The organism is Massilia sp. P1_C10 (assembly GCF_056406475.1).
The window spans coordinates 235427-255121 of record NZ_JBFUAC010000007.1 but is presented as its reverse complement, the minus strand read 5'-3'; the positions used below and the strand labels follow the sequence as shown (position 1 = coordinate 255121).

The following is a 19695-nucleotide window of genomic DNA, read 5'->3' as shown; positions in this document are numbered from 1 at the left end:
GGCGGGTGTCAGAATTCGTGTTCGACGTTGCGGCTGCCGTCGCCGATCTTGCTGGCCCAGGCCTGCGCGAAGTAGTCCTTCTCTTCGTCGCTCGGCGCGGCGTTCCAGAACACGATCAGCGTGCCCTTGTGGTCGTGGATCTGGGTGACCTTCTCGATGAAGCGCGCGCCGGGATTGCGGTCGGCCAGCGCCATCACGTACCCGTAGACGCGGTTGAGCCGCTCCAGGCGGTCAGGTTCGGTCAGGCTGTTGGTAGCGGTAATGGTGGGATGGTCTAAAAACATGGGGTCTCCTGGGCGATGGGGCAGCTTATCAGAAAGTTATGTCGTGCAACAAGCGTTTGCCCTGACTTATACTCGCCCGATGGCGCTCCCTTCCCCTCCTCCGTCCCCTTCCTGGCCGCCGCCGCTGGTGTCGACCGAGGGCGACCTGCGCCGGCTCGAATTCATGCCGGGGAACGTGCAGAGCGAGATGCGCCTGTCGCGCCCGGACGCGCTGGTGCTCGACTACGTTCGCGCGATGGTGTGCTTCGCGCTGTTCGTGCCGCGCCCGCGCCACATCCTGATGGTCGGGCTGGGCGGCGGCTCGCTGGCCAAATTCTGCTACCGCCACTTCCCGGACGCCCGCATCACGGTGCTGGAGCTGCGCGCCGACGTGATCGCGCTGCGCGAACAGTTCCACGTGCCGCCCGACGACGCGCGCTTTCGCGTGGTGCACGCCGACGCCGCGCGCTGGCTGGCCGAGGCGCCGGGCGGCGTCGACGTGCTGGTCGTCGACGGCTTCGACGAGGAAGGACTGCCGCCGGCGCTGGGCAGCTCGCGCTTCTACGCCGACTGCCGGCGCGCGCTGAACGACGGCGGCGTGCTGGTGGCGAACGTGTTCAGTTACGACCCGGCCTATCCGGCGATGCTGGGCCGCCTGCGCCTGATGTTCGGCGGGCGCGTGAGCTGGCTGCACCGGGTGGCGGGCAACAACCGCATCCTGTTCGCGGTCAAGGCGCCGCTCGACGCCGATCCGCGCCGGCCGCGCGGGCGCGCCCAGTGGGTACAGCGCCTGCTGGCGCGCCGGCGCGGCTTCGGCTTCGGCCTGCTGAACCGGCTGCTGGTGCGGGCGCTGGTGGCGCGCCTCGCCCGGCGCTAAAATTGTTCCTGCAGACAACAAAATGCCCGGGTTCTGTTGCCACCAAACAATTTAATTGCAGATTTGAATAATGTTGTGGGACACTATCGTCTCACTGAGGCCCATTCCCGCGGCCGCCCTGACCAGGAACCCACCCGGCCCATGCCCCGTCGCCCGCCGTCCTCGCTTGCCGCCGCCACCGCCCTCACGCTGGGCGGCGGACTCGTTGCGACCGCCGCGCTGTTCCTGGCGGTCAGCCACCTCGAGTTCGACAAGGCCCAGCTCGCATTCGAGCAGCGCGCCGGCGCGCGCATCGCGGCGATCCGCCAGGGACTGGACCAGGCGGTCGAAGTGGCGGCCGTCACCAACCGGCTGTTCGCGACGGTCGATCCGACGCGCGAGCAGTTCCACGATTTCACCACCCCGCTGCTGCACCGCTATCCCTTCATCAAGGCATTCCGGTTCCACCGCCGCATCGCCGATGGCGACCGGGCGCGCTTCGAGGCGGAGCTGAGCCGCGTACTGCCCGGAACCGGCATCGTCGACATTCGTGGCAATGAACGCGTGGCGGCGCCGCGCCGGCCGTTCTACACCGCGCTCGAATACCTCGAACCGATGGCGGGCAACGAGCTCGCGTTCGGCGTTGACGCCGGCAACAGCAAGCTGTATAACGCTGCGCTGGAGCGCGCCCTCGACAGCGGCCGCCCGAGCGGAACCGGCCTGCTGTTCTTCGCGCAGGCGCCGCGGCCCGAAGCCGGCTTCCTGGTAATCGTGCCCGTGTACCGCAGGAACGCCCCGCTCGAGACCCCGCAGCAGCGGCGCGCCGCGCTGGCCGGCGACACCTCGGCCAGCATCCGCGCCGGCGACCTGGTATGGCGCATCATGTCCGAGCAGCTCGACGACGACGGACTGCGGCTGGCCGTGTACGCCAGCGGCGCCGACGGCAAACCGAGCCAGGTGTATCCGCGTGTGGGCGAACCGCTGCCGGTCGCCACCGCCGCGCCGGCGCTGCGCTGGCTCGCGCTGAACCATCAGCCCAGCCTGACGCGCAAGATCGATTTCGCCGGCCAGCCCTGGCGCGTCGACGTCTCGCAGAACCCGCGCCCCTTCCTGCTCGATCATTTCGGCTCTTTGCTGGTATTGGTCGGCGGCGTTTTGCTGACGCTGTTAATGAGCGCGCTGGTGCAGGCGCAGGTGCGGCGTTCGCGCAAGGTCCAGCGCCTGGTGCAGGAGCGCACCGCCGACCTCGAACTGTCGAACCGGCGCCTGATCCACGACGTCGCCGACCGCAAGCGCACCGAAAAGGCGCTGCAGGAAAGCGAGCAGCGCTTCCGCCAGCTGGTGTCGATGTCGTCCGACTGGTATTGGGAGCAGGACGAGCAGTTCCGCTTCACCGCGATCACCGGCGGCTTCGGCGAAAAGGCCGGCATCGCGTCCGAGCGCCTGATCGGCAAGACGCGCTGGGAAAGCATGCCGGAGCTGCTCGACACCGACCGGGGCCGCGCCCACATCGCCGAAAACCAGGCGCACCAGCGCTTCTCCGACTTCGAATACTCGCTGCGCGACGACGACGGCGGCACGCGCTGGTTCAGCATCAACGGCGAGCCGGTGTTCGACGAGCACGGAAAATTCACGGGCTACCGCGGCACCGGCACCGACATCACGGCGCGCAAGCTGTCGGAGCAGCGCATCACCCACGTGGCCCAGCACGACGTGCTGACCGGCCTGCCGAACCGCAGCCTGCTGCAGGATCGCCTCAGCCAGGCGGTGGCCTACTCGATGCGCTGCGCCCACCCGGTGTGGGTGATGCTGATCGATCTGGACCGCTTCAAGTTCGTCAACGACAGCATGGGCCACAAGGCCGGCGACGTGCTCTTGATGACGGTGGCGGCGCGCCTGCGTTCGGCGCTGCGCGACACCGATACCGTGGCGCGCCTGTCGGGCGACGAATTCGTCGTCATCCTGACCGAGCACGAAGACCAGAAGCTGACGGTCGACGTGGTGCAGCGCCTGATGGATTCGGTGGCGCAGCCGGTCATGTTGGGCATCAAGGAGTTTTTCGTGACCTGCTCGATCGGCGTGGCGGTGTACCCGACCGACGGCGCGCCGGCCGACAACCTGATCGAGCACGCCGACATCGCCATGTACCGCGCCAAGAAGCTGGGCCGCAACAACTTCCAGTTCTACACGCCCTCGATGAACGAGGAAGCGACGGAGCGCGTGCGCATCGAGAGCGCGCTGCGCAATGCGCTCGAACGCGAGGAGTTCGTGCTGCACTACCAGCCGCAGGTCGACCTGGCCAGCGGCGAGATCGTCGGCATGGAGGCGCTGATCCGCTGGCAGCATCCGGAGATGGGCATGGTGGCGCCGAACCGCTTCATCGGCGTGGCCGAGGAGACCGGCCTGATCGTGCAAATCGGCGCCTGGGTGATGCGCGAGGCGTGCCGCCAGAACAAGGCGTGGCAGCAGGCCGGCCTGGGGCGCCTGCGCGTCGCGGTCAACCTGTCGGCGCGCCAGTTCGGCGCGCCCAACCTGGTCGCCGACATCGGCGACGTGCTGCGCGAGACCGGGCTGGCGCCCGACTGCCTCGAGATCGAATTGACCGAGAGCCTGTTCATGAGCGACGTCACGCTGGCGGTGGAACTGCTGCACGCGATGAAGCACCTGGGCATCAAGCTGTCGATCGACGACTTCGGCACCGGCTACTCCAGCCTGTCCTACCTGTCGCGCTTCCCGATCGACGTGCTGAAGATCGACCGCTCGTTCGTCGCCGCCATCACGCGCGACTCGAACGACGCCGCAATCGTCGCCTCGATCGTCGCGCTGGCGCACAACCTGAAGCTGGCGGTGATCGCCGAGGGCGTCGAGACCGAGGACCAGCTCGATTACCTGCGGCGCCACGGTTGCGACCAGATGCAGGGTTACTTCTTCAGCCGCCCGCTGCCGGCACGCGAGTTCGAGGCGCTGGTGCGCGAGCGGCGCCACCTGCCGTTGCTGGACGGCGTCGCCGCCGGATAAAGTGCAAAAAAAGCAGTATTAATTCGACATCGTCGCGGGAAACTGGTTTATGATTCTGGACAACGCATGTTGCGCTGTAGATGCGACAGCGTGGACCGAACCCTGATCACCAAGAGAACCGACATGAACCAGACCAGCGCCACGGCGAACCGGCACGACATCAAACATCCGCGCACCGATTTCCGCACCCGCGACGTGATCAACCAGGCGATCGCTTCGATCCCGTCGGTGGGATTGCAGCGCGCGGCCGAATTTTTGTCGGCGATGAACGTGCCGGCCGAAGTGGCGATTCGCACCTTGGTGTATCCGAACCGCCGCCGCCAGTAAGCGGACGCAAAAAAACCGGGCGCTGCCCGGTTTTTTTTGGTTTCGCGTTTGGGGTCTGGTCCTGCGGACCTGACCCCGGTTTGTCGCCACACTAATCTTTGCCGCGATGTTCAACCGTCGCCGACAAAGGCGGTGTCAGGTCCGTCGGACCTGACCCCAACCCCTACTTCGGTTTTTGCTGCGCGTCGATATCGGCCAGCGACTCGCGGCCCTTGGCCGTGACCTCGTAGCCGCCGCCTTCCAGCTTCGCGATGTGCGATTTCTTGCCGAGGAAGCCGGCGACGTCGGCGTCGACCGGCGCGGCCGGATCGGCCGACAGCGCGCGCAAGGCGCCGATGCAGCGGCGCAGGAACAGCACCTGCTGTCCCTTCTCGGTCAGCGACAGCCGGCCATCGCGGCCGTACTGGATCATCTTCAGTCCCGACAGGCGCTTGGCGTTGCGGCCGACGCAGGCATTTACCTTGTCGTGCGCGGCGCCGCGCTCGATGTGGGCGAGCGCGTCATATTCGTCGGTGGTCAGTGTTTCGTTCTTCATTGCTGCTTTCCAAGTGAGCCTGTGCGGCGCACATGGTAACCGCGAAACGCCGTGCGCGTCTATTTGAAGCCGCGAATCGCCATCCAGACTACCGCCAGGCCGACCAGGGCGCCGAGCGCCAGCACCACTTTCAGCTTGCGCGACGCCAGTGCGGAATGGCGGCCGAGGTAGATTTTGTTATGCAAGGAATTGCCCATGACACTCTCCAGCGACACGATGAGAACCCGATGACCAATTATAGAACTGTTATCAATGCGCGCAACAGGGCCAGCAATATTTATAAGATTAGAGCAACACGTGTTGCCTTTCTTATTGCGCGCCCGACTCCAATTTGTCCTGCTAGGATGGACCGATCGAAACACAGCAACCAGGAGAACCGCATGAACCAATCCACCCGCAACACCGACCCGCGTACCGTTCGCCCCCTGTTCGACGAAGCCGACATCGGCAGCGGCGAAAAAACTCCCGCCCAAAAGGAAACGGAAGAGATGATCCGCCAGATCCCGCCGTTGCCGAAGGACGACAAACCGGCCGTCCCGCAATCCTGAGCCCTTAGTCGAACCGCGCGCCGGCCGCCTTGATCGGCGGTTCCGGCAACTTCGGCTCCTGCACCGGCGCGTTTTGCGGCGGCGGCACGTCGTCGGGCACCGGGTTCGGCGTCGGCGGCGGCAGGTCGGGGTCCGGCGTCGAATGGGCCCGCACGCTGCGGATGCCGCGGTCCCAGCCTTCTTCGTTGCAAGAATCGGTAAAGTGCATATCCAGCCTTTTCTGCCCTATTGTTGCCAGGCCAAAATGGCATCGTAGCAAGCCACGACGCCGGGTTATTTATCGAAAATCAATGTTTATCTGATCAGCCCGCTTTGCTGCTGTCGAGCGCCAACAGGTTGTCGATCTCGATGCGCGCGACCTCGATGCCGCCCTGGCAGGCCGCCTCGGGCGTCATGAAGCCGCCCACGGTCTGGCTGCGCGAGCGCACCTGGTCGCCGCCGCCGAACGGCGCGATCCGGTACTCGAAGTCCCAGCGGTCCTCGCAGTCCCTGGTCGGCGTCACCGTGATGCGGTAGCCGCGGTACTCTTCCGATGCATCGCTCATGTCATTCCCCTAATGGTTTTCTTGGCAGCCTAGCATGAAGGCCGGGTTCGCATTTCCCGCCCCGTTCAATCGTGCGCAAGGTGGCGCCGGCCGGCAAAACCCCGGTATAGTTGGCCCCTGATCAACCCGACCATATAGCGATGACTCCTTTCCTGCGCGCCCTGCTCCCCGCCGCCCTGCTGAGCTCCAGCCTGGCCGCCGCCGCCCCGATGAAGCTGGCCGACTACCTGGCCCTGAACGGCCCGGCGCCGACCGCCACCTTCGCCTACGGCAGCGCGCCGTCGCAGTACGCCGAACTGTTCCGCCCCGCCGGCGCCGGTCCGTTCCCGGTGGCGGTGCTGGTGCACGGCGGCTGCTGGACCATCAAGTTCGGCGGCATCACGCAGATGCGCAACCTGGCCGGCGCGCTGGCCGCGCAGGGCATCGCCGTGTGGAACGTCGAATACCGCCGGGCCGACGAGGACGGCGGCGGCTATCCCGGCACCTACCAGGACATGCACGCCGCGCTCGAACTGCTCGAGCGCAGCGCGCCGGCCAACCAGCTCGACCTCGGCCGCATCGTCGCGGTCGGCCACTCGGCCGGTGGCCAGCTGGTGCAGTGGATCGCCGGCCGCGCCCGCATCCCGGCCAGCAGCCCGCTGCACCGCGCCAGGCCGCTGCCGGTGCCGCAGATCGTCAGCCTGGGCGGCCTGGCCGACCTGCGCAACGAGCGCGACCTGATCAAGGCGAGCTGCGGCCAGGACACGGCCGACCTGGCCGGCCTGCCGAGCGCGGCGCGGCCCGACGTGTACGCCGACACCAATGCCGCCGAGCTGCTCCCGAACGGCAGCCACACGGTCTTGATCACGGGCGAGCTGGACACCGTCTCGCCGCCGCGCGCCGCCCAAGACTACGCCAAACGCGCCAGGGCCGCCGGCGACAGCGCCGAAGTCATCGTGCTGCCCGGCGCAAGCCACTACGACGAGGTCGCGGCCAGCTCGCCATCGTTCAGGCTGGTGCTGCCGGCGATTCGCAAGGCGCTCGGGATGGCGCCCTGAACGCGCCACTATTTGTTACGGCAGCGCAACAATAAGTAGCCGTCCGACAGGCTCTCCCTCGACATTTCCATGGGGCAAGTGTAACGTGGGAGGCTGTGCCGCGCTTCACGCCGCGGCGGTCGGAATCAGTCCCCATCAAGCCCGCGCTATCGCCGCCGCCCCGCCGTAGCCCCTTGAGCGACGATCCCCGTTTTTCCAAACTCACCAGGTCGATACCATGCTCCAAACCCACGCAGCGGACAAAGCAGTCCACCACCAGGCGCACGCGCGCGACGAATCCGGCCACGAGTTCCTGGCTTTCACGATGGGCGAGGAAGAGTACGGCCTCGACATCCTCAAGGTGCAGGAAATCCGCGGCTACGAAACCGACGCGGTGACCCGCATCGCCAACACACCGGCCTACTTCAAGGGCGTGATGAACCTGCGCGGCGTGATCGTGCCGATCGTCGACATGCGCATCAAGTTCAACCTCGGCACGCCGAGCTATGACGAGTTCACCATCGTCATCGTGCTGAACCTGGGCGGCAAAGTGGTCGGCATGGTGGTCGACAGCGTCTCCGACGTGACCACCCTGACGACCGAACAAATCCGCCCGGCGCCCGACATGGGCGGCGTGTTCGAGAGCGACTACCTGATCGGCCTGGGCACGCTCGACGAGCGCATGCTGATCCTGGTCGATATCGAGAAGCTGATGGGCCGGGCGGACATCGGCGTGCTGGGCAACCTGTCCGCGTGATGACAAAAGCGGCGGCGCCGCGCGCCGCCGCCCGGCTCCGGCTTACTTGCCAGCTTTGCCCAGCTTGACGTTACTGACGGTCCAAACCGCCGCCCCCTCGGACGGCGTGCGCTCGGCGATCACGAAGGGCAGCGCGTCGGTGGCTACTTTGGCAGCGGGATGGGCCATAAGGAACTGGGCCCAGTTGCCAGAGTAATTGACGCCCTGGTAATAGATGCCGCAGCTCGCGTCATTGATGACGTCGACCCGCCCGCCAGTGCCGGCGCAGTAGGCCGCGTCGATGAAGGCATAGCCGTCGGTCGTGCCGTTTCCGTTGGTGTCGATCGGCACGTTCAGGCTCAGGCTGCCCGGGTGCGGCACGATGCTGCCCGTGTAGCTGTAGCCGAGCTGGGTGACCGCGGTCAGCAACTGGCCCGACAAGGTGGTTTCGGCAATGTACACCCCGGCATAGTCGCCGGTGGTGCTGTTGCTGCTGTTGTTCAAGGTCGCCGAACCCTTGGCGCCGTTGCTATTGAGGGTACAGGTGCCGCCGAAGCCCCCGTCGTTAGTGCCGTCGAAGCACTGCAATTTATTCTGTCCCGGCGCGGTCGTCCGGCCCGCCGCGGCGCCCTGCCCCGGTCCCGCCACCGCTGCCGACATTGCCATCGCTGCCACGCCGATGCACACGGCGATATTTCCTAGCTTTTTCATGTTGATCTTCCCCTGGATTATTGTTGGATCCCGGATCAGCCCTCAGATAAGCGCGGGATAAGGCTCCGGCGCGGGCCGTTCGGGGTAATGCATCAGCCGGTTAGCGCCTCCCGTTCTAAAAGTTGGAACCGTATAAGAATTGCACCGCCGAGCCCGCTAGTCAATCGTGCGCCGCCCGCGTCGCGCGAAGCGTTGCGCGGGACGCAGATGTACAGTACGCTAGCGCACAGACCGCGTATCCCGGAGGAACTAATCTGCTTCATCATCACCAGATTCCGGGACCTACCTTGAAACACGCACACATCGCCCTGCTCGTCGCCTCCGCGTTTGCCTTGCCCGCCATGGCCGCCACGCCTGCCAAGGCGCCCGCGACCGCACTCACTCCGGACAGCGTTAACGCGGCCGGCAAAACCGCCACCGCCAAACCCGGCAAGCCTGAAATCCTGCGCGCGCAGATCCTGCTCGACCGCGCCCACTTCTCGTCGGGCGAAATCGACGGCGCCAGCGGCAGCAACATGCGCGGCGCAATCGCCGGCTACCAGAAGGCCAAAGGCATCGCCGGCAAGGGCGACCTGAACGCCGCCACCTGGGCCGCGCTGAACGCCGACAGCGCCGACGCGCTGACCACTTACACCATCGCCGACGCCGACGTGGCCGGCCCGTTCCAGCCTATCCCCGAAGAGATGGCCGACAAGGCCAAGCTGCCGGCGTTGGGCTTCGCCAGCGCCGAAGAAGCGTTGGGCGAAAAATTCCATGCCAGCCCGGCCCTGCTCAAGCGCCTCAATCCGGGCAAGGACCTGGCGCGCGCCGGCGAGCAGATCGTCGTGCCGAACGTCCTCGATACCGAACCGCTGCCGAAGGGCGGCAAGATCGTCGTCTCCAAGTCCGCGCGCACCCTGACCCTGCTCGACACCGCCGGCAAGATCATCGCCCAGTTCCCCGCATCGAGCGGCAGCGAGCACGATCCGCTGCCGATCGGCGACTGGAAGGTCAACGGCATCTCGAAGAATCCGACCTTTCACTACAACCCCAAGCTGTTCTGGGATGCCAAGGCGGGCGACGCCAAGGCGACCATTCCGGCCGGCCCGAACAACCCGGTCGGCGTGGCCTGGATCGACCTGTCGAAGCCGCACTACGGCATCCACGGTTCGCCGGTGCCCGAGACGATCGGCAAGACCCAGTCGCACGGCTGCATCCGCCTGACCAACTGGGATGTCGCCACGCTGATCTCGGCGGTCGGCGCCGGCACCGCGGTGCAGCTGGTGGAATGAACGCAGGTCCCTAAAAATAACAAGAGGAGAAATCGATGAGATGGTTACTGACCTTCGTGGCCGGCGTGCTGATTGGCGCTGGCGGCCTGTTCGTGTTCCTGCGCCAGGTGCCGCATGACGTGACGCCCGCCCCGGCGGTGGTGGTGGCGCCAACGACGGTGACGGCGCCCGCCGCGGCGCCGACCGACACGCTGAACGCGTCGCTGCCGCCGGCGCCGGTGGTGCCGACCGACCTGACCGAAGTCGACCTCCCGCTCAAGCCGGCGCAGGACGAGCTGTCGAAGGTGCCGGACGTCGCCGCCTCGGCCGCCGCCGGGCCGACGGGCAAGCTGCTGGTGCCGGTGGAAGGCATGAAGTACGCGCAGTTGAGCGACAACTTCGACCAGCCGCGCGGCAAGGAGCGTCACCACGAAGCGCTCGACATCATGGCGCCGAAGGGCACCAGGGTGCTCGCGGTGGCCGACGGCAAAGTGGTCAAGCTATTCAACAGCAAGCCGGGCGGGCTGACGGTATACCAGTTCGATCCGAGCGAGAGGTATGCGTACTACTACGCACATCTGGACAAGTATGCCGATGGCGTCAAGGAAGGTACGGTGCTCAAGCGCGGCGACCTGGTGGGTTATGTCGGCACGACCGGCAATTCGGCCAAGGACGCGCCGCACCTGCACTTCGCCGTGTTCGAGCTGACGCCGGCGAAGCAGTGGTGGAAAGGCACCGCGATCAATCCGTATCCGCTGATGGGCGACTGAACGTGGCAGACGGGGTCAGGTCCGTTGGACCTGACACCGCCCCCTACCCCGCCAGCTTTTTCAGCATCAGCACCCAGTGGTCGACATCGTCGTCCAGCGCCTTCACCGGCAGCCGCTCGTCCTGCCCATGCGCGCGATTGTCGACCGGGACCACGCCCCACGAACCATCGACGCCGTACACCGGAATGCCGATCACGCGAAACGGCCGCGCATCGCTCGCGCCCGTGCTCATCTCCGGCACCACCATCGAACCAGGATGCAGCGCCTTCACCGCAGCGGTGTAGGCCTCGACCACGTCGGCGCGCAAAGGCGACGCCAGCGCCGCGAGGTTCTTGTCGGCGCGCGTGACCACCACGCCCGGATCGCCCACCACTTTCTGCAGCTCCTCGCGGATCGCGTCCGGCGACACGCCCGGCATGATGCGGCAGTTGACCGTCGCCGTCGCCAGCTGCGGCAGCGCGTTGTCGGCGTGGCCGCCTGACAGCAGGGTTGCTACGCAGCGCGTGCGCGTGATCCCCACCTCTCCTTCGTCCGCCTCGATCGCGTCGGCCGCCGCGCCGTCGCCCGGATTCTTCAGCCAGGCGCGCATCGCATTGCCCAGCGCCCCCGTCTCGACCTGCTGGCGGCCGGAGAAGTACGCCCGCGTGGTTTCGTTCAGCACCGGCTCGAAGCGGTATCCCTCGACCCGGCGCAGCGCGTTGGCCAGCTGGTAGATGGCGTTGTCGGGCCGCGGCTTGGACGAGTGGCCGCCGCGGTTGCGCGCGGTCAGCACGTAGTCCGCAAAAGTCTTCTCGGCGGTCTGCAGGGAGAAACCGAGCGGACGGCCGTCCGGCGCGAAGCCGCCGCCGCCGCCGTCCGCGTTCAGCCCGTACTCGACGTCGAGCAGCTCGTGCCATGTGGTCGCGCCCAGTTCGGCGCCCACGCCGTCGGTTTCCTCGTCGCCGGTGTAGAACACGATGATGTCGCGCTTCGGCTTGAAGCCGCTCGCCTTCAGCTTCAGGATCGCGGCGGTGGTGGCGGCGATGCCCTGCTTGATGTCGGAGGTGCCGCGGCCGTAGTAGTAGCCGTCACGCTCGGTGAACACGAACGGATCGCTCGCGGTCCAGTCTTCGCGCTTCGCCTCGACCACGTCCATGTGCGCCATCAGCATGATCGGCTTGGCGGCGGGCCTGCCTTCGGCGCGCCAGCGCACGATCAGCGCTGCGGTCTTCTGGTAGGGCATGACCCTGATGTCGGCCGCCGGGATGCCGGCGGCGCGGTACTGCGCGGCCAGGAAGGCGGCCAGCTCGGGCACGCGGTCGCGGCCCGCCACGGTGGGGATGTTGACCGCGTGTTCGAGCAGGCCGCGCGCCCTGGCGTGCCATGGGTCGCTGGCGGGTGTCGCGTGGGCCGCGACGGGCGCAGTAAGGATCAGGGCGGTCAGCAGGCGGCGCAGCGGCATCGTGGGACTCTTCGAGTGGCAGGAGTCCGCAGTATTGCCGCAGTTTGCATCATCGCGCAAGCAAAAAAGCCCCGCAACCGATGAGCTTGGCAGCACATCGCTTGCGGGGCTGGCCGGCCAGGGCGCCGCAGTGGCGCCCGCGACCGGGGATTACTCGGCGATGTCGGCGCCGACGTTGATGGCCGCATAGGCGCGCTGGACCGCCTTGTCTTCGACGCTGCCCACGCCATACAGCTCCTGGGCGGCGGCGATGACCTTCAGGCGCGCGTCGGCGTAGTTGGTGGACGCGGTGAACTTGGTCGTCAGGGCCTTGAACCAGATGCGGAAGGCCTTGTCGCTGCCGATGCCGGTCATGTTCAGCGGCGCCTTGGTCAGGTACGAGCTGTAGTAGTCACTGGTTGGCGACGAACTCGATCCTTGCGACAGGAAGTAGAACATGCGGTTGTTCGGGCCGGACGAGTAGTGCACGTCCAGGCGCTTCAGGTTCATGCTCCAGGCGTTCGGGCTGGCGCCGTCCTTGCTCGGCTTGTACAGCCAGCGCAGCGGCTGGCCGTTCTTGGCGATTTCCTTGCCCATCATCCAGTCGTTGCCGGTATTCGGGATCACCGTGCCGGTGCCGCCTGCGCGCGCGTAGGCTTCGACCATCTCGCCCTGGATGTCGGAGGCTGACTCGTTCAGGCCGCCCGATTCGGCGCGGTAGGTCAGGTTCGAAGTCGCCGCGGTGACGCCGTGGCCCATCTCATGGCCGATCACGTCGATCGAGCCGAGGCTGGTGAACGAGGTGCCGCCGTCGCCGATGTACATGCACTTGCAAGTGTCGCTGTAGTAGGCGTTGTCGTAGGCGGTGTTGACGTGGGCCGCGATGTAGGTCGCGGTGTTGTTGCCGTCCAGCGACTTCCAGCCGAGCGTGTTGTTCAGCATGTCGTAGGTGTTCTGCAGGCCCCAGGCTGCATTGACCGCGGCGGTCTGGCCGTTGGCGTTGGTGGTGCTGCCGCCGGCGATGTAGTTCTGGCCGTCGCCCCACGTGTTGGTCGTGTTGGTGTAGATTGCGCCGGCGCTGGTGGTGTGGTTGGCGTTGGTGATGGCCATGCCGCCGAAGGTGCCGCCGGTGCCGCGGGTGCTGTCCTTGATCGAGTAGGTGCTGCCGGTCAGGGTGGTATTGATCGGCACGACGCCGTTGTACTGGCTGTTGCCGGTGCCGACCACGGTCTGCACCATGCTCCACTGGTCGATCACGCTGCCGTCGGCGGCGCTGACGATGGTGTTGTAGAACTGCGGCGTGTTACCCGTGGTCATGCGGGTCTTGACCAGGTAGGCCAGCTGGTAGCCGGTGACGACTTCCTGCAGGTCGGTGGCGTTCAGGTCCTTCTCGGCCTTGTTGGCGGCGGACGCGACGCGCTGGTCGGCGACGACTGGATAGATGATCAGTTCTGCGCTCGGCGGATCGATCGGCTTGCCGTTCGGCGAGACGCGGGCGACGACGCCGGCGATCGCGGCTTTGGCGGACAGGCCTGGAGCAACGTTGAAGTCACCCTTGGCCAGGCCGTTGCGGCGGTCCGAGGCCGACTCGCTGATGACGTTACCGTGGGCGCCGGTGACGACCACCGATTCCGAATTGAACACGCGCACACCCTTGTAGGTGTGGTCGAGGCGGCTGATGGTGGTGCCGGCGGCGCCCGGGTGCTGGTTGCTCACCGCGTAGCCGTGACGGCTGTCGAGGCCGTTACGGCCGCGTTGCGACATCAGCTGCGATACCATGCTGGCGGTGTCATTTGCTTGCATTGCCGGGTTCCCCGCAGGGGCCGCGGCGACCGCCGCATCCGACATCATGAATGGAAGTGCGGCAATGGATGCAGCCAACAGCGTTTTACGAAGGGTCATCATATCTCCAATCGGTGTCTCGAAAAATTATTCGGTGTGCCCCTTTTTTCCGGGGATGAGCTAACGTAATCCCGCCGATCCGGCGTGGTCAAGTATTTATACAAATGAGACATTAATTACCTGAAATGTTCATTTCTAGACATTTATCATTCGACAAGGCAATTCATCACGCGGTCACATGGCGCTGTCAGGATGGCGTGGCACGTGGCCCGGTTGCGGCGCCACGGCAGCTTTGTCCGGTCGGCTCGAGCACCGGCACCAATTCAGCAGTTACGCGCAGGGGGTTCGTTAGCGCACCGAGAAGCCTAGGCGATGGGACTACACTGATTCCATTGTGAGGTGGCCTCCGCGCCTGGCAGTTCCTCGGGCGGCCGCAACATCTCGCCCTTCCGCACTATTCCCCCACGAAAGCAACTATGTCATTCAATAACGCCGTCGTCTGGCTCGACCACACTCGCGCCCATGTCATCCACTTCGACAAGGACGCGTCGGAGTCCGAGTCGCTCAAGACGCACTCGACCCATCCGCATCCGCACCAGAAGCACGGCGACACCCATGCCGACGAAGACGACAACACGCAGTTCTACACCGACATCGCCAACTCCCTGACGGACACCCAGCAGATCCTGGTGGTCGGCCCGGCCGAGGAAAAGACCGCCTTCGTCAAGCACCTGGCCAGTAAAGAGCCGGCGATCGCCGACAAGATCAAGGCCGTCGAAACGGTCGACCACCCGACCGACAGCCAGTTGCTCGCGCTGGCCCGCCAGCATTTCGTCAGCGCCGGCGGCATGCAGTAACCGAAACCGCATCGGGCTGATAAGCTGTGCGCTTCGACATACCTGGAGTTCACATGCAACACACGAAGCCCGCTCTCGGAATCTGGCAAAGCGCAGCATGCCTGCTGGGCGCTGCCAGCGCCAATGCCGCGGCGCCGGTTGCGATCCGAAGACGCATGCCTCGGTCTACTGCACCCAAGACACGGCGTTCAGCTACATCGGCGAAAAGACCAAACCGTCGGACGGCACCTCGCCTGCCAACCTACGCGTCGACACGCTGGGCGACCAGCTGCGCTACGCCAGCGGCGACCGGGCCAAAGTGGTGACGGTATCCGGCAAGGACCGCGGCGCGATCCTGCTGGCCGGGAAGACCGGCACCGCCTACATGTACATGGACGACAGCGGCAATTTCGCCAGCAGCACCTATTACATGCAGTCGCACCCGGCCTGGGTGCAGCGGTATCACGCGGCCCGCCCGCAGGACCGCTATTACGGCATGACCTGGACCCCGCTGCTGGCCGATTCGGCGTATGCCACGGACGCCGACGACAGCTTCTACCCTGTGACGACCGGCACGGCCAACCGCTTTCCTTTCACGTTCTCGGGCAAGAGCGGCGCCATCGACGCTGACTACTTCAAGAAGCTCAAGACCGGCCCCTACCTCGACGAACTGACGCTCGATTTCGCGCGCGCCGCCGTCGAAGGCGAGCGCCTCGGCGCCAACGCGGCCGGGGTGACCGACCTGCTGGGCGTGAGCCTGTCGGCGCACGATTACGTCAACCACGCGTTCGGCCCCGAGAGCAAGATGTCGCACGATCACCTGCAACGCCTGGACCGCATGCTGGACGGCTTCTTCGACTACCTGGACCGGCGCGTCGGGCGCGACAGCTTCGTCGTGGTGCTCACGGCCGATCACGGCTTCGCCAACGCGCCTGAATTTTCCAAGGCCCGGCATATCGACGCGGGCAGGATCCCGTCGGCCAGGCTGGTCGCCGCCCTGAACGCGCACCTGCAGGAAAAATACCGGCTGGCGCCGCTGGTGCGGGCCTCGTCGATGCCGAATATTCACCTGGACCGCGAGCTGCTCGCCGCGAACGGCCTGGCGCAGGACGATGTCGAGCGCACTGCCGCGCGCTTCCTGATGACGCAGGATGGCGTCGCCGATGTCGTGACGCGCAGCCAGATGGAAACCGGCGCCGCGCAAGCGCCCCGGACCCGCGTGCTGATGCGGCGGGCCTGGGACGCCGAGCGCTCCGGCGACCTGATGGTGGTGACACGGCCGTACTGGGTGTTCGGCAGCGGCAGCAGCGGATCGTCGCACGGCACGCCCTACGCGTACGACACCAACGTGCCGCTGATCGTGATGGGCCCGCGCTGGATCAAGGCCGGCTACTACGGTCATTCCGCCGAAACCGTGGACACTGCGCCGACCTTGGCCGCGCTGCTGCGCGTGCGCCCGCCGGCCGGGTCCGAGGGCAAGGTCCTGACCGAAATCCTGCGCGCGAAATGACAGGTTTGGGGTCTGGTCCCGCGGACCCGACCCCATGTTGGACGTATCCCTGGAATCGAAGATGGGGACAGGTCCGCAGGACCAGGAAGGAGTCGAGCCTTGCAAGGCTCGACCGTTCCGCAGGAGCGAAGCTTCGCTCCGCTAAACCCCTGCTTCCCCCCCCGCGCGGCTTAGTAGATCGACTTGCCGGCAGCGTCTTTCAGCTGCATCTCCCAGGCGCCTTCGACCAGCGAGACCACCGAGGCCGGCATCGGCACGTAGTCAAGTTCGGTCGCGGCGGCGCCGCCGTGCTTGTAGGCCCAGTCGAAGAACTTCAGCACTTCCTTGCCCTTGGCCGCGTCGGCCTGCGACTTGTGCATCAGGATGTACGACACGCCGGTGATCGGCCAGCTGGCCTTGCCCGCCTGGTCGGTCAGCACCACCGCGAATCCCGGGGTTTTGGTCCACTCGGCGCCGGCGGCGGCTGCCTTGAAGTTGTCGTCGTCCGGCTGCAGGAACACGCCGTCCCTGTTCTTCAGCTGGGTGTGCGACATCTTGTTCTTCTTGGCGTATGCCCATTCGACGTAGCCGATCGAACCCTTGATGCGCTGGACGTTGGCCGCGACGCCCTCGTTACCCTTGCCGCCCACGCCGACGGTCCACTTGACCGCGGTGCCGGCGCCGATCTTGCCCTTGAAGTCGGCGCTGGTTTTCGACAGGTAGTCGGTGAACAGGAACGAGGTGCCCGAACTGTCGGCGCGGTGCACCACGGTGATGTCGTCGGCCGGCAGCTTCACGCCCGGGTTCAGCGCGGCGATTTCAGGCGCGTTCCACTTGGCGATTTTGCCGAGGTAGATGTCGGCGATGACGGGGCCGGTCAGTTTCAGCTGGCCCGGCGTCACGCCGTCGACGTTGACCACCGCGACCACGCCGCCCATGATGGCCGGGAACTGCATCAGGCCTTCGGCGTCGAGTTCTTCCGCTTTCAACGGCATGTCGGAGGCGCCGAAGTCGACGGTCTTCGCCTTGATCTGCTTGATGCCGGCGCCCGAGCCGATCGACTGATAGTTCAAGCCGTTGCCGGTGGCCGCCTTGTACGACTCGGCCCACTTGGCGTAGATCGGATACGGGAAGGTGGCGCCGGCGCCGGTCATGTCGGCTGCCATTGCGCTTGCGGCCATCGTTGCCAGCGCGCCCAGAACCATCGAAGTCAGCATCTTGTGGATTTTCATTTTCAGGTCTTCCCTATTTGTTTGGATGCATGAAGTCTACGGGCCGAATATGACGCCAATGTGACGTGCACGCTGTGCGGCGGCGTATAGTTGACGCAGGACCTCAGTGGGGGCGATGACGATGAAATCCCGGGGCAAGGGGCGCGAGGCGGTCAAGGCACAGGCGCTGGCGCTCAAGCGCGCCATGTCGCTCGGGCAGGCGTTCGAACAGATCGTCGGCAACTGCCTGGCGCATGTCGAGGCCAACGCCGGCAACGTGGCAAAGGCGCGCGACGTCGAAAGCCTGCACCAGATGCGGGTCGGGATACGGCGCCTGCGTTCGGCGTTGGGGATGTTCAAGGACGTGCTGCGCCTGCCCGCGGCATTGCAGAAGGAGCTGGACTGGCTGGCCGGCGAACTGGGATCGGCGCGCGACTGGGACGTGCTGGCCGAGACCACGCTGCCCGGGATCGCGCGCGGCCTGCCCGATCCGGCGCGCATCGCGCGTGTGGCGCGGGCGGCAGCCGACAAGGCGGCGCAGCATCACGCCAGCGCGGCGGCAGCGGCGGGTTCGGCGCGCTACCAGCGGCTGATGCGCGGGATCGGACAGTGGGTGAAATCGCAGGAATGGCGCGCCGACGCGATGGGGCAGCCGGTGCGCGGGTTCGCGCGGGAAATCATCAAGCGCGACGAGCGGCGGCTGCGCCGGCGCGCGCGCAAGCTGCCCACGGCCACGCCGGAGGAACGGCACCGGGTGCGGATCGCGGCCAAGAAGACGCGCTATGCGGCGGAATTCTTTGCGTCGCTGTTCGCGCCGCGGCGCGTGAAAAATTATGTGAAGGCGCTGACCGCGCTGCAGGACGAACTGGGGCTGCTGAACGACATCACGGTGGCGACGCGGCTGTTGGCTGATATCGCGAAGGGCGATCCCGCGCTTGGGAACGAAGCGGGATTTGCGGACGGGATGCTGGCCGCGCGCATACCGGACGAAGGCAGGGCCGCGACGAAGCGCTGGAAGAAGCTGGCGAAGGTGAAGCCGCCCGGGTGAACGGGGTCAGGTCCGGCGGACCTGACCCCAGACGTTCGGCTGCGGCGCATGCTTCAATCTTCAATCAATAGCGGCCGTCCCAGCGGTCGTCGCGATGGTGCTCGCGGCGCCAGTGCTCCCGACGCCACTGTTCGCGGCGCCACTCCTCGCGGCGCAGCCATTCCTGGCGGCGCAGTTCGGCGGCGCGGCGCGCGCGCCAGTCGTGGCGATAGCCATCGTTGTAGCCATAGGCGGGCGGCGCCACGTAGTAGCCGCGGGCAGGCGCGTACTGCTGGACGCGGACGGGCGTACCGGCATAAATCGAGAAGCTGGTTTGCGCCAGCGCCGGCTGGGCCGCTGCCAGAGCAATTGCGCCTGCCGCCAGTGCTTTCAGATAGATGTTCATGATAAGTCCCTCCAGTCCATTCAGTTGATCGCCTGCGTTTGTGCAGACGAGCCCACTGTATTCCGCGGATCGGTTACGCGGTGATATGGGTCCGCAACATTTGTAACGGGGGGTAAGGACTCGACAATTCAATCGTGCGGCATTGGCGCCATGTTAAGATTGTATTTTAGACACAATTTCTTATTGCCATGTTGATTGCTCACGACGAACACTATGAAGGCTGGACCATTACCGCATCCTGCCGCGAATTGAAATCCGCCGCCTGGAAAACCGGCGAACCGGTGCCGTATGCCGCCCAGGCGCGCATTCGCCTGCTGCACCCGCAGCACTTCGAGGACGGCTGGAAATCGGTCGACATGCATTCGATTCCCGAAGACGGCGAAATGTGCTTTGCCGCCCTGCCCGACGCGCAGGCGACGCTGCTGTCCGAAGCGCGCCGGCTGATAGACTCGCTCAAGCGCTGAACAATCCGCCGTATTTTGTTCCGGAAACTAGGGGTGTATTCCTACTGTCCCGTCCGGTCTGCTCCTATTGAGAAACTGTCGATGCCGACTATCATTGAGTTACAACAAACGGCATAGGAGATCCTATGGTGAGTGAAGAGAAGTGCAGTGCACCACGATCATAGCGACAGCAAGCAGTCCGGATTGAAGTTCCGGTAGCGGACCAGTCACTGGTTCGAGTAAGAGGAATAGTCCGGCGGCTCAAGGCGGCAAGAACAGCGCGAACACCGGAAGCCAGCACCCCGACCCGGCAGCAGTTTCATCGTTTCACAGCTTCAAAGCTTCACCGTTTCACCGGCTGCAGCATGCAATATGGCCGGCTCGGCGTCGAGGTAGGCAAACCGTAAGTCGTATTCCACCCCAGGTGGCCGCCCGATGCAAGGCGG

Annotated in this window: 22 protein-coding genes; 12 read left to right on the top strand and 10 right to left on the bottom strand. The window is 65.8% G+C overall.

Annotation, left to right across the window (positions count from 1 at the left end; all coding sequences use genetic code 11):
• Window positions 1-8: 8 nt before the first annotated feature.
• Entirely contained in the window at window positions 9-284 is a 276-nt protein-coding gene (locus tag AC1D02_RS16790) for a hypothetical protein (RefSeq protein ID WP_477318886.1), read from the bottom strand.
• A 79-nt stretch (window positions 285-363) separates the two neighbouring features.
• On the opposite strand from AC1D02_RS16790, the gene AC1D02_RS16785 reads away from it, so the two are divergent.
• The 3 genes from AC1D02_RS16785 to AC1D02_RS16775 all read left to right on the top strand — a co-directional run bounded on the left by AC1D02_RS16785 (window position 364) and on the right by AC1D02_RS16775 (window position 4464).
• Complete coding sequence (locus AC1D02_RS16785; RefSeq protein WP_477318884.1) at window positions 364-1140, top strand: fused MFS/spermidine synthase; 777 nt, start codon at window positions 364-366, stop codon at window positions 1138-1140.
• 141 nt (window positions 1141-1281) lie between these two features.
• The gene (locus AC1D02_RS16780) at window positions 1282-4137 is read left to right on the top strand and encodes a bifunctional diguanylate cyclase/phosphodiesterase (protein WP_477318882.1); all 2856 of its coding nucleotides are present in this window, start codon (window positions 1282-1284) and stop codon (window positions 4135-4137) included.
• Between the two features lie 123 nt (window positions 4138-4260).
• Complete coding sequence (locus AC1D02_RS16775) at window positions 4261-4464, top strand: hypothetical protein (protein ID WP_477318880.1); 204 nt, start codon at window positions 4261-4263, stop codon at window positions 4462-4464.
• Window positions 4465-4627: 163 nt separating this feature from the next.
• Here AC1D02_RS16775 and AC1D02_RS16770 read toward each other — a convergent pair whose 3' ends face one another.
• Together AC1D02_RS16770 and AC1D02_RS16765 are read right to left on the bottom strand one after the other, a co-directional pair.
• Window positions 4628-4999 (bottom strand): hypothetical protein, encoded by a 372-nt coding sequence (locus tag AC1D02_RS16770; RefSeq protein WP_477318878.1) that lies wholly within the window; start codon window positions 4997-4999, stop codon window positions 4628-4630.
• A 59-nt stretch (window positions 5000-5058) separates the two neighbouring features.
• A complete protein-coding gene (locus AC1D02_RS16765) occupies window positions 5059-5196 on the bottom strand; it encodes a hypothetical protein (RefSeq protein ID WP_477318876.1) in 138 nt (45 codons plus the stop codon).
• Between the two features lie 183 nt (window positions 5197-5379).
• Between AC1D02_RS16765 and AC1D02_RS16760 the strand changes: the two genes are divergently transcribed.
• Window positions 5380-5547 carry a hypothetical protein gene (locus tag AC1D02_RS16760; RefSeq protein WP_477318874.1) on the top strand — a complete coding sequence of 56 codons (168 nt, stop codon included), beginning with the start codon at window positions 5380-5382 and terminating at the stop codon, window positions 5545-5547.
• A gap of 4 nt (window positions 5548-5551) precedes the next feature.
• Here AC1D02_RS16760 and AC1D02_RS16755 read toward each other — a convergent pair whose 3' ends face one another.
• Both AC1D02_RS16755 and AC1D02_RS16750 read right to left on the bottom strand, forming a co-directional pair.
• On the bottom strand, window positions 5552-5755 hold the full coding sequence (locus AC1D02_RS16755; protein WP_477318872.1) for a hypothetical protein: 204 nt from the start codon (window positions 5753-5755) through the stop codon (window positions 5552-5554).
• 94 nt (window positions 5756-5849) lie between these two features.
• Window positions 5850-6092, bottom strand: coding sequence for a hypothetical protein (locus tag AC1D02_RS16750; RefSeq protein WP_477318870.1), 243 nt, complete (start codon window positions 6090-6092; stop codon window positions 5850-5852).
• Window positions 6093-6232: 140 nt separating this feature from the next.
• On the opposite strand from AC1D02_RS16750, the gene AC1D02_RS16745 reads away from it, so the two are divergent.
• Both AC1D02_RS16745 and AC1D02_RS16740 read left to right on the top strand, forming a co-directional pair.
• The gene (locus AC1D02_RS16745) at window positions 6233-7129 is read left to right on the top strand and encodes an alpha/beta hydrolase (RefSeq protein ID WP_477318868.1); all 897 of its coding nucleotides are present in this window, start codon (window positions 6233-6235) and stop codon (window positions 7127-7129) included.
• 217 nt (window positions 7130-7346) lie between these two features.
• Window positions 7347-7865, top strand: coding sequence for a chemotaxis protein CheW (locus tag AC1D02_RS16740; RefSeq protein WP_477318866.1), 519 nt, complete (start codon window positions 7347-7349; stop codon window positions 7863-7865).
• Between the two features lie 42 nt (window positions 7866-7907).
• On the opposite strand, the gene AC1D02_RS16735 is transcribed toward AC1D02_RS16740, so the two are convergent.
• The gene (locus AC1D02_RS16735) at window positions 7908-8555 is read right to left on the bottom strand and encodes a hypothetical protein (RefSeq protein ID WP_477318864.1); all 648 of its coding nucleotides are present in this window, start codon (window positions 8553-8555) and stop codon (window positions 7908-7910) included.
• Window positions 8556-8842: 287 nt separating this feature from the next.
• Here AC1D02_RS16735 and AC1D02_RS16730 point away from each other — a divergent pair, with 287 nt between their 5' ends.
• Window positions 8843-9826: a L,D-transpeptidase family protein gene (locus tag AC1D02_RS16730; RefSeq protein WP_477318862.1), complete on the top strand. Its 984-nt coding sequence runs from the start codon at window positions 8843-8845 to the stop codon at window positions 9824-9826.
• Window positions 9827-9861: 35 nt separating this feature from the next.
• Window positions 9862-10575, top strand: a complete 714-nt coding sequence (locus AC1D02_RS16725; RefSeq protein ID WP_477318860.1) for a M23 family metallopeptidase — start codon at window positions 9862-9864, stop codon at window positions 10573-10575.
• A gap of 43 nt (window positions 10576-10618) precedes the next feature.
• Here the strand turns inward: AC1D02_RS16725 and AC1D02_RS16720 are convergent, their stop codons facing one another.
• Window positions 10619-12016, bottom strand: coding sequence for a M20/M25/M40 family metallo-hydrolase (locus tag AC1D02_RS16720; protein ID WP_477318848.1), 1398 nt, complete (start codon window positions 12014-12016; stop codon window positions 10619-10621).
• A gap of 150 nt (window positions 12017-12166) precedes the next feature.
• Window positions 12167-13897 carry a M4 family metallopeptidase gene (locus tag AC1D02_RS16715; protein WP_477318846.1) on the bottom strand — a complete coding sequence of 577 codons (1731 nt, stop codon included), beginning with the start codon at window positions 13895-13897 and terminating at the stop codon, window positions 12167-12169.
• 416 nt (window positions 13898-14313) lie between these two features.
• Between AC1D02_RS16715 and AC1D02_RS16710 the strand changes: the two genes are divergently transcribed.
• Complete coding sequence (locus AC1D02_RS16710; protein WP_477318844.1) at window positions 14314-14694, top strand: translational machinery protein; 381 nt, start codon at window positions 14314-14316, stop codon at window positions 14692-14694.
• 97 nt (window positions 14695-14791) lie between these two features.
• Entirely contained in the window at window positions 14792-16183 is a 1392-nt protein-coding gene (locus tag AC1D02_RS16705) for an alkaline phosphatase family protein (RefSeq protein WP_477318842.1), read from the top strand.
• Window positions 16184-16353: 170 nt separating this feature from the next.
• Here AC1D02_RS16705 and pstS read toward each other — a convergent pair whose 3' ends face one another.
• A complete protein-coding gene (pstS, locus tag AC1D02_RS16700) occupies window positions 16354-17394 on the bottom strand; it encodes a phosphate ABC transporter substrate-binding protein PstS (RefSeq protein ID WP_477318840.1) in 1041 nt (346 codons plus the stop codon).
• Between the two features lie 115 nt (window positions 17395-17509).
• On the opposite strand from pstS, the gene AC1D02_RS16695 reads away from it, so the two are divergent.
• A complete protein-coding gene (locus AC1D02_RS16695) occupies window positions 17510-18421 on the top strand; it encodes a CHAD domain-containing protein (protein ID WP_477318838.1) in 912 nt (303 codons plus the stop codon).
• Between the two features lie 64 nt (window positions 18422-18485).
• Here the strand turns inward: AC1D02_RS16695 and AC1D02_RS16690 are convergent, their stop codons facing one another.
• Window positions 18486-18806 (bottom strand): hypothetical protein, encoded by a 321-nt coding sequence (locus AC1D02_RS16690; RefSeq protein ID WP_477318836.1) that lies wholly within the window; start codon window positions 18804-18806, stop codon window positions 18486-18488.
• Between the two features lie 188 nt (window positions 18807-18994).
• Between AC1D02_RS16690 and AC1D02_RS16685 the strand changes: the two genes are divergently transcribed.
• Complete coding sequence (locus tag AC1D02_RS16685) at window positions 18995-19270, top strand: hypothetical protein (RefSeq protein ID WP_477318834.1); 276 nt, start codon at window positions 18995-18997, stop codon at window positions 19268-19270.
• Window positions 19271-19695 lie beyond the last annotated feature (425 nt).

What these genes read in the sequence shown, in the direction of transcription:
- AC1D02_RS16740 (WP_477318866.1), top strand. Translation starts at nt 7,347, where the DNA reads ATGCTCCAAACCCACGCAGCGGACAAAGCAGTCCACCACCAGGCGCAC.
- AC1D02_RS16750 (WP_477318870.1), bottom strand. Translation starts at nt 6,092, where the DNA reads ATGAGCGATGCATCGGAAGAGTACCGCGGCTACCGCATCACGGTGACG.
- AC1D02_RS16710 (WP_477318844.1), top strand. Translation starts at nt 14,314, where the DNA reads ATGTCATTCAATAACGCCGTCGTCTGGCTCGACCACACTCGCGCCCAT.
- AC1D02_RS16705 (WP_477318842.1), top strand. Translation starts at nt 14,792, where the DNA reads ATGCCTGCTGGGCGCTGCCAGCGCCAATGCCGCGGCGCCGGTTGCGAT.
- AC1D02_RS16690 (WP_477318836.1), bottom strand. Translation starts at nt 18,806, where the DNA reads ATGAACATCTATCTGAAAGCACTGGCGGCAGGCGCAATTGCTCTGGCA.
- AC1D02_RS16695 (WP_477318838.1), top strand. Translation starts at nt 17,510, where the DNA reads ATGACGATGAAATCCCGGGGCAAGGGGCGCGAGGCGGTCAAGGCACAG.
- AC1D02_RS16745 (WP_477318868.1), top strand. Translation starts at nt 6,233, where the DNA reads ATGACTCCTTTCCTGCGCGCCCTGCTCCCCGCCGCCCTGCTGAGCTCC.
- AC1D02_RS16685 (WP_477318834.1), top strand. Translation starts at nt 18,995, where the DNA reads ATGTTGATTGCTCACGACGAACACTATGAAGGCTGGACCATTACCGCA.
- AC1D02_RS16720 (WP_477318848.1), bottom strand. Translation starts at nt 12,016, where the DNA reads ATGCCGCTGCGCCGCCTGCTGACCGCCCTGATCCTTACTGCGCCCGTC.
- AC1D02_RS16735 (WP_477318864.1), bottom strand. Translation starts at nt 8,555, where the DNA reads ATGAAAAAGCTAGGAAATATCGCCGTGTGCATCGGCGTGGCAGCGATG.
- AC1D02_RS16775 (WP_477318880.1), top strand. Translation starts at nt 4,261, where the DNA reads ATGAACCAGACCAGCGCCACGGCGAACCGGCACGACATCAAACATCCG.
- AC1D02_RS16725 (WP_477318860.1), top strand. Translation starts at nt 9,862, where the DNA reads ATGAGATGGTTACTGACCTTCGTGGCCGGCGTGCTGATTGGCGCTGGC.
- AC1D02_RS16755 (WP_477318872.1), bottom strand. Translation starts at nt 5,755, where the DNA reads ATGCACTTTACCGATTCTTGCAACGAAGAAGGCTGGGACCGCGGCATC.
- AC1D02_RS16765 (WP_477318876.1), bottom strand. Translation starts at nt 5,196, where the DNA reads ATGGGCAATTCCTTGCATAACAAAATCTACCTCGGCCGCCATTCCGCA.
- AC1D02_RS16770 (WP_477318878.1), bottom strand. Translation starts at nt 4,999, where the DNA reads ATGAAGAACGAAACACTGACCACCGACGAATATGACGCGCTCGCCCAC.
- pstS (WP_477318840.1), bottom strand. Translation starts at nt 17,394, where the DNA reads ATGAAAATCCACAAGATGCTGACTTCGATGGTTCTGGGCGCGCTGGCA.
- AC1D02_RS16715 (WP_477318846.1), bottom strand. Translation starts at nt 13,897, where the DNA reads ATGACCCTTCGTAAAACGCTGTTGGCTGCATCCATTGCCGCACTTCCA.
- AC1D02_RS16790 (WP_477318886.1), bottom strand. Translation starts at nt 284, where the DNA reads ATGTTTTTAGACCATCCCACCATTACCGCTACCAACAGCCTGACCGAA.
- AC1D02_RS16785 (WP_477318884.1), top strand. Translation starts at nt 364, where the DNA reads ATGGCGCTCCCTTCCCCTCCTCCGTCCCCTTCCTGGCCGCCGCCGCTG.
- AC1D02_RS16780 (WP_477318882.1), top strand. Translation starts at nt 1,282, where the DNA reads ATGCCCCGTCGCCCGCCGTCCTCGCTTGCCGCCGCCACCGCCCTCACG.
- AC1D02_RS16760 (WP_477318874.1), top strand. Translation starts at nt 5,380, where the DNA reads ATGAACCAATCCACCCGCAACACCGACCCGCGTACCGTTCGCCCCCTG.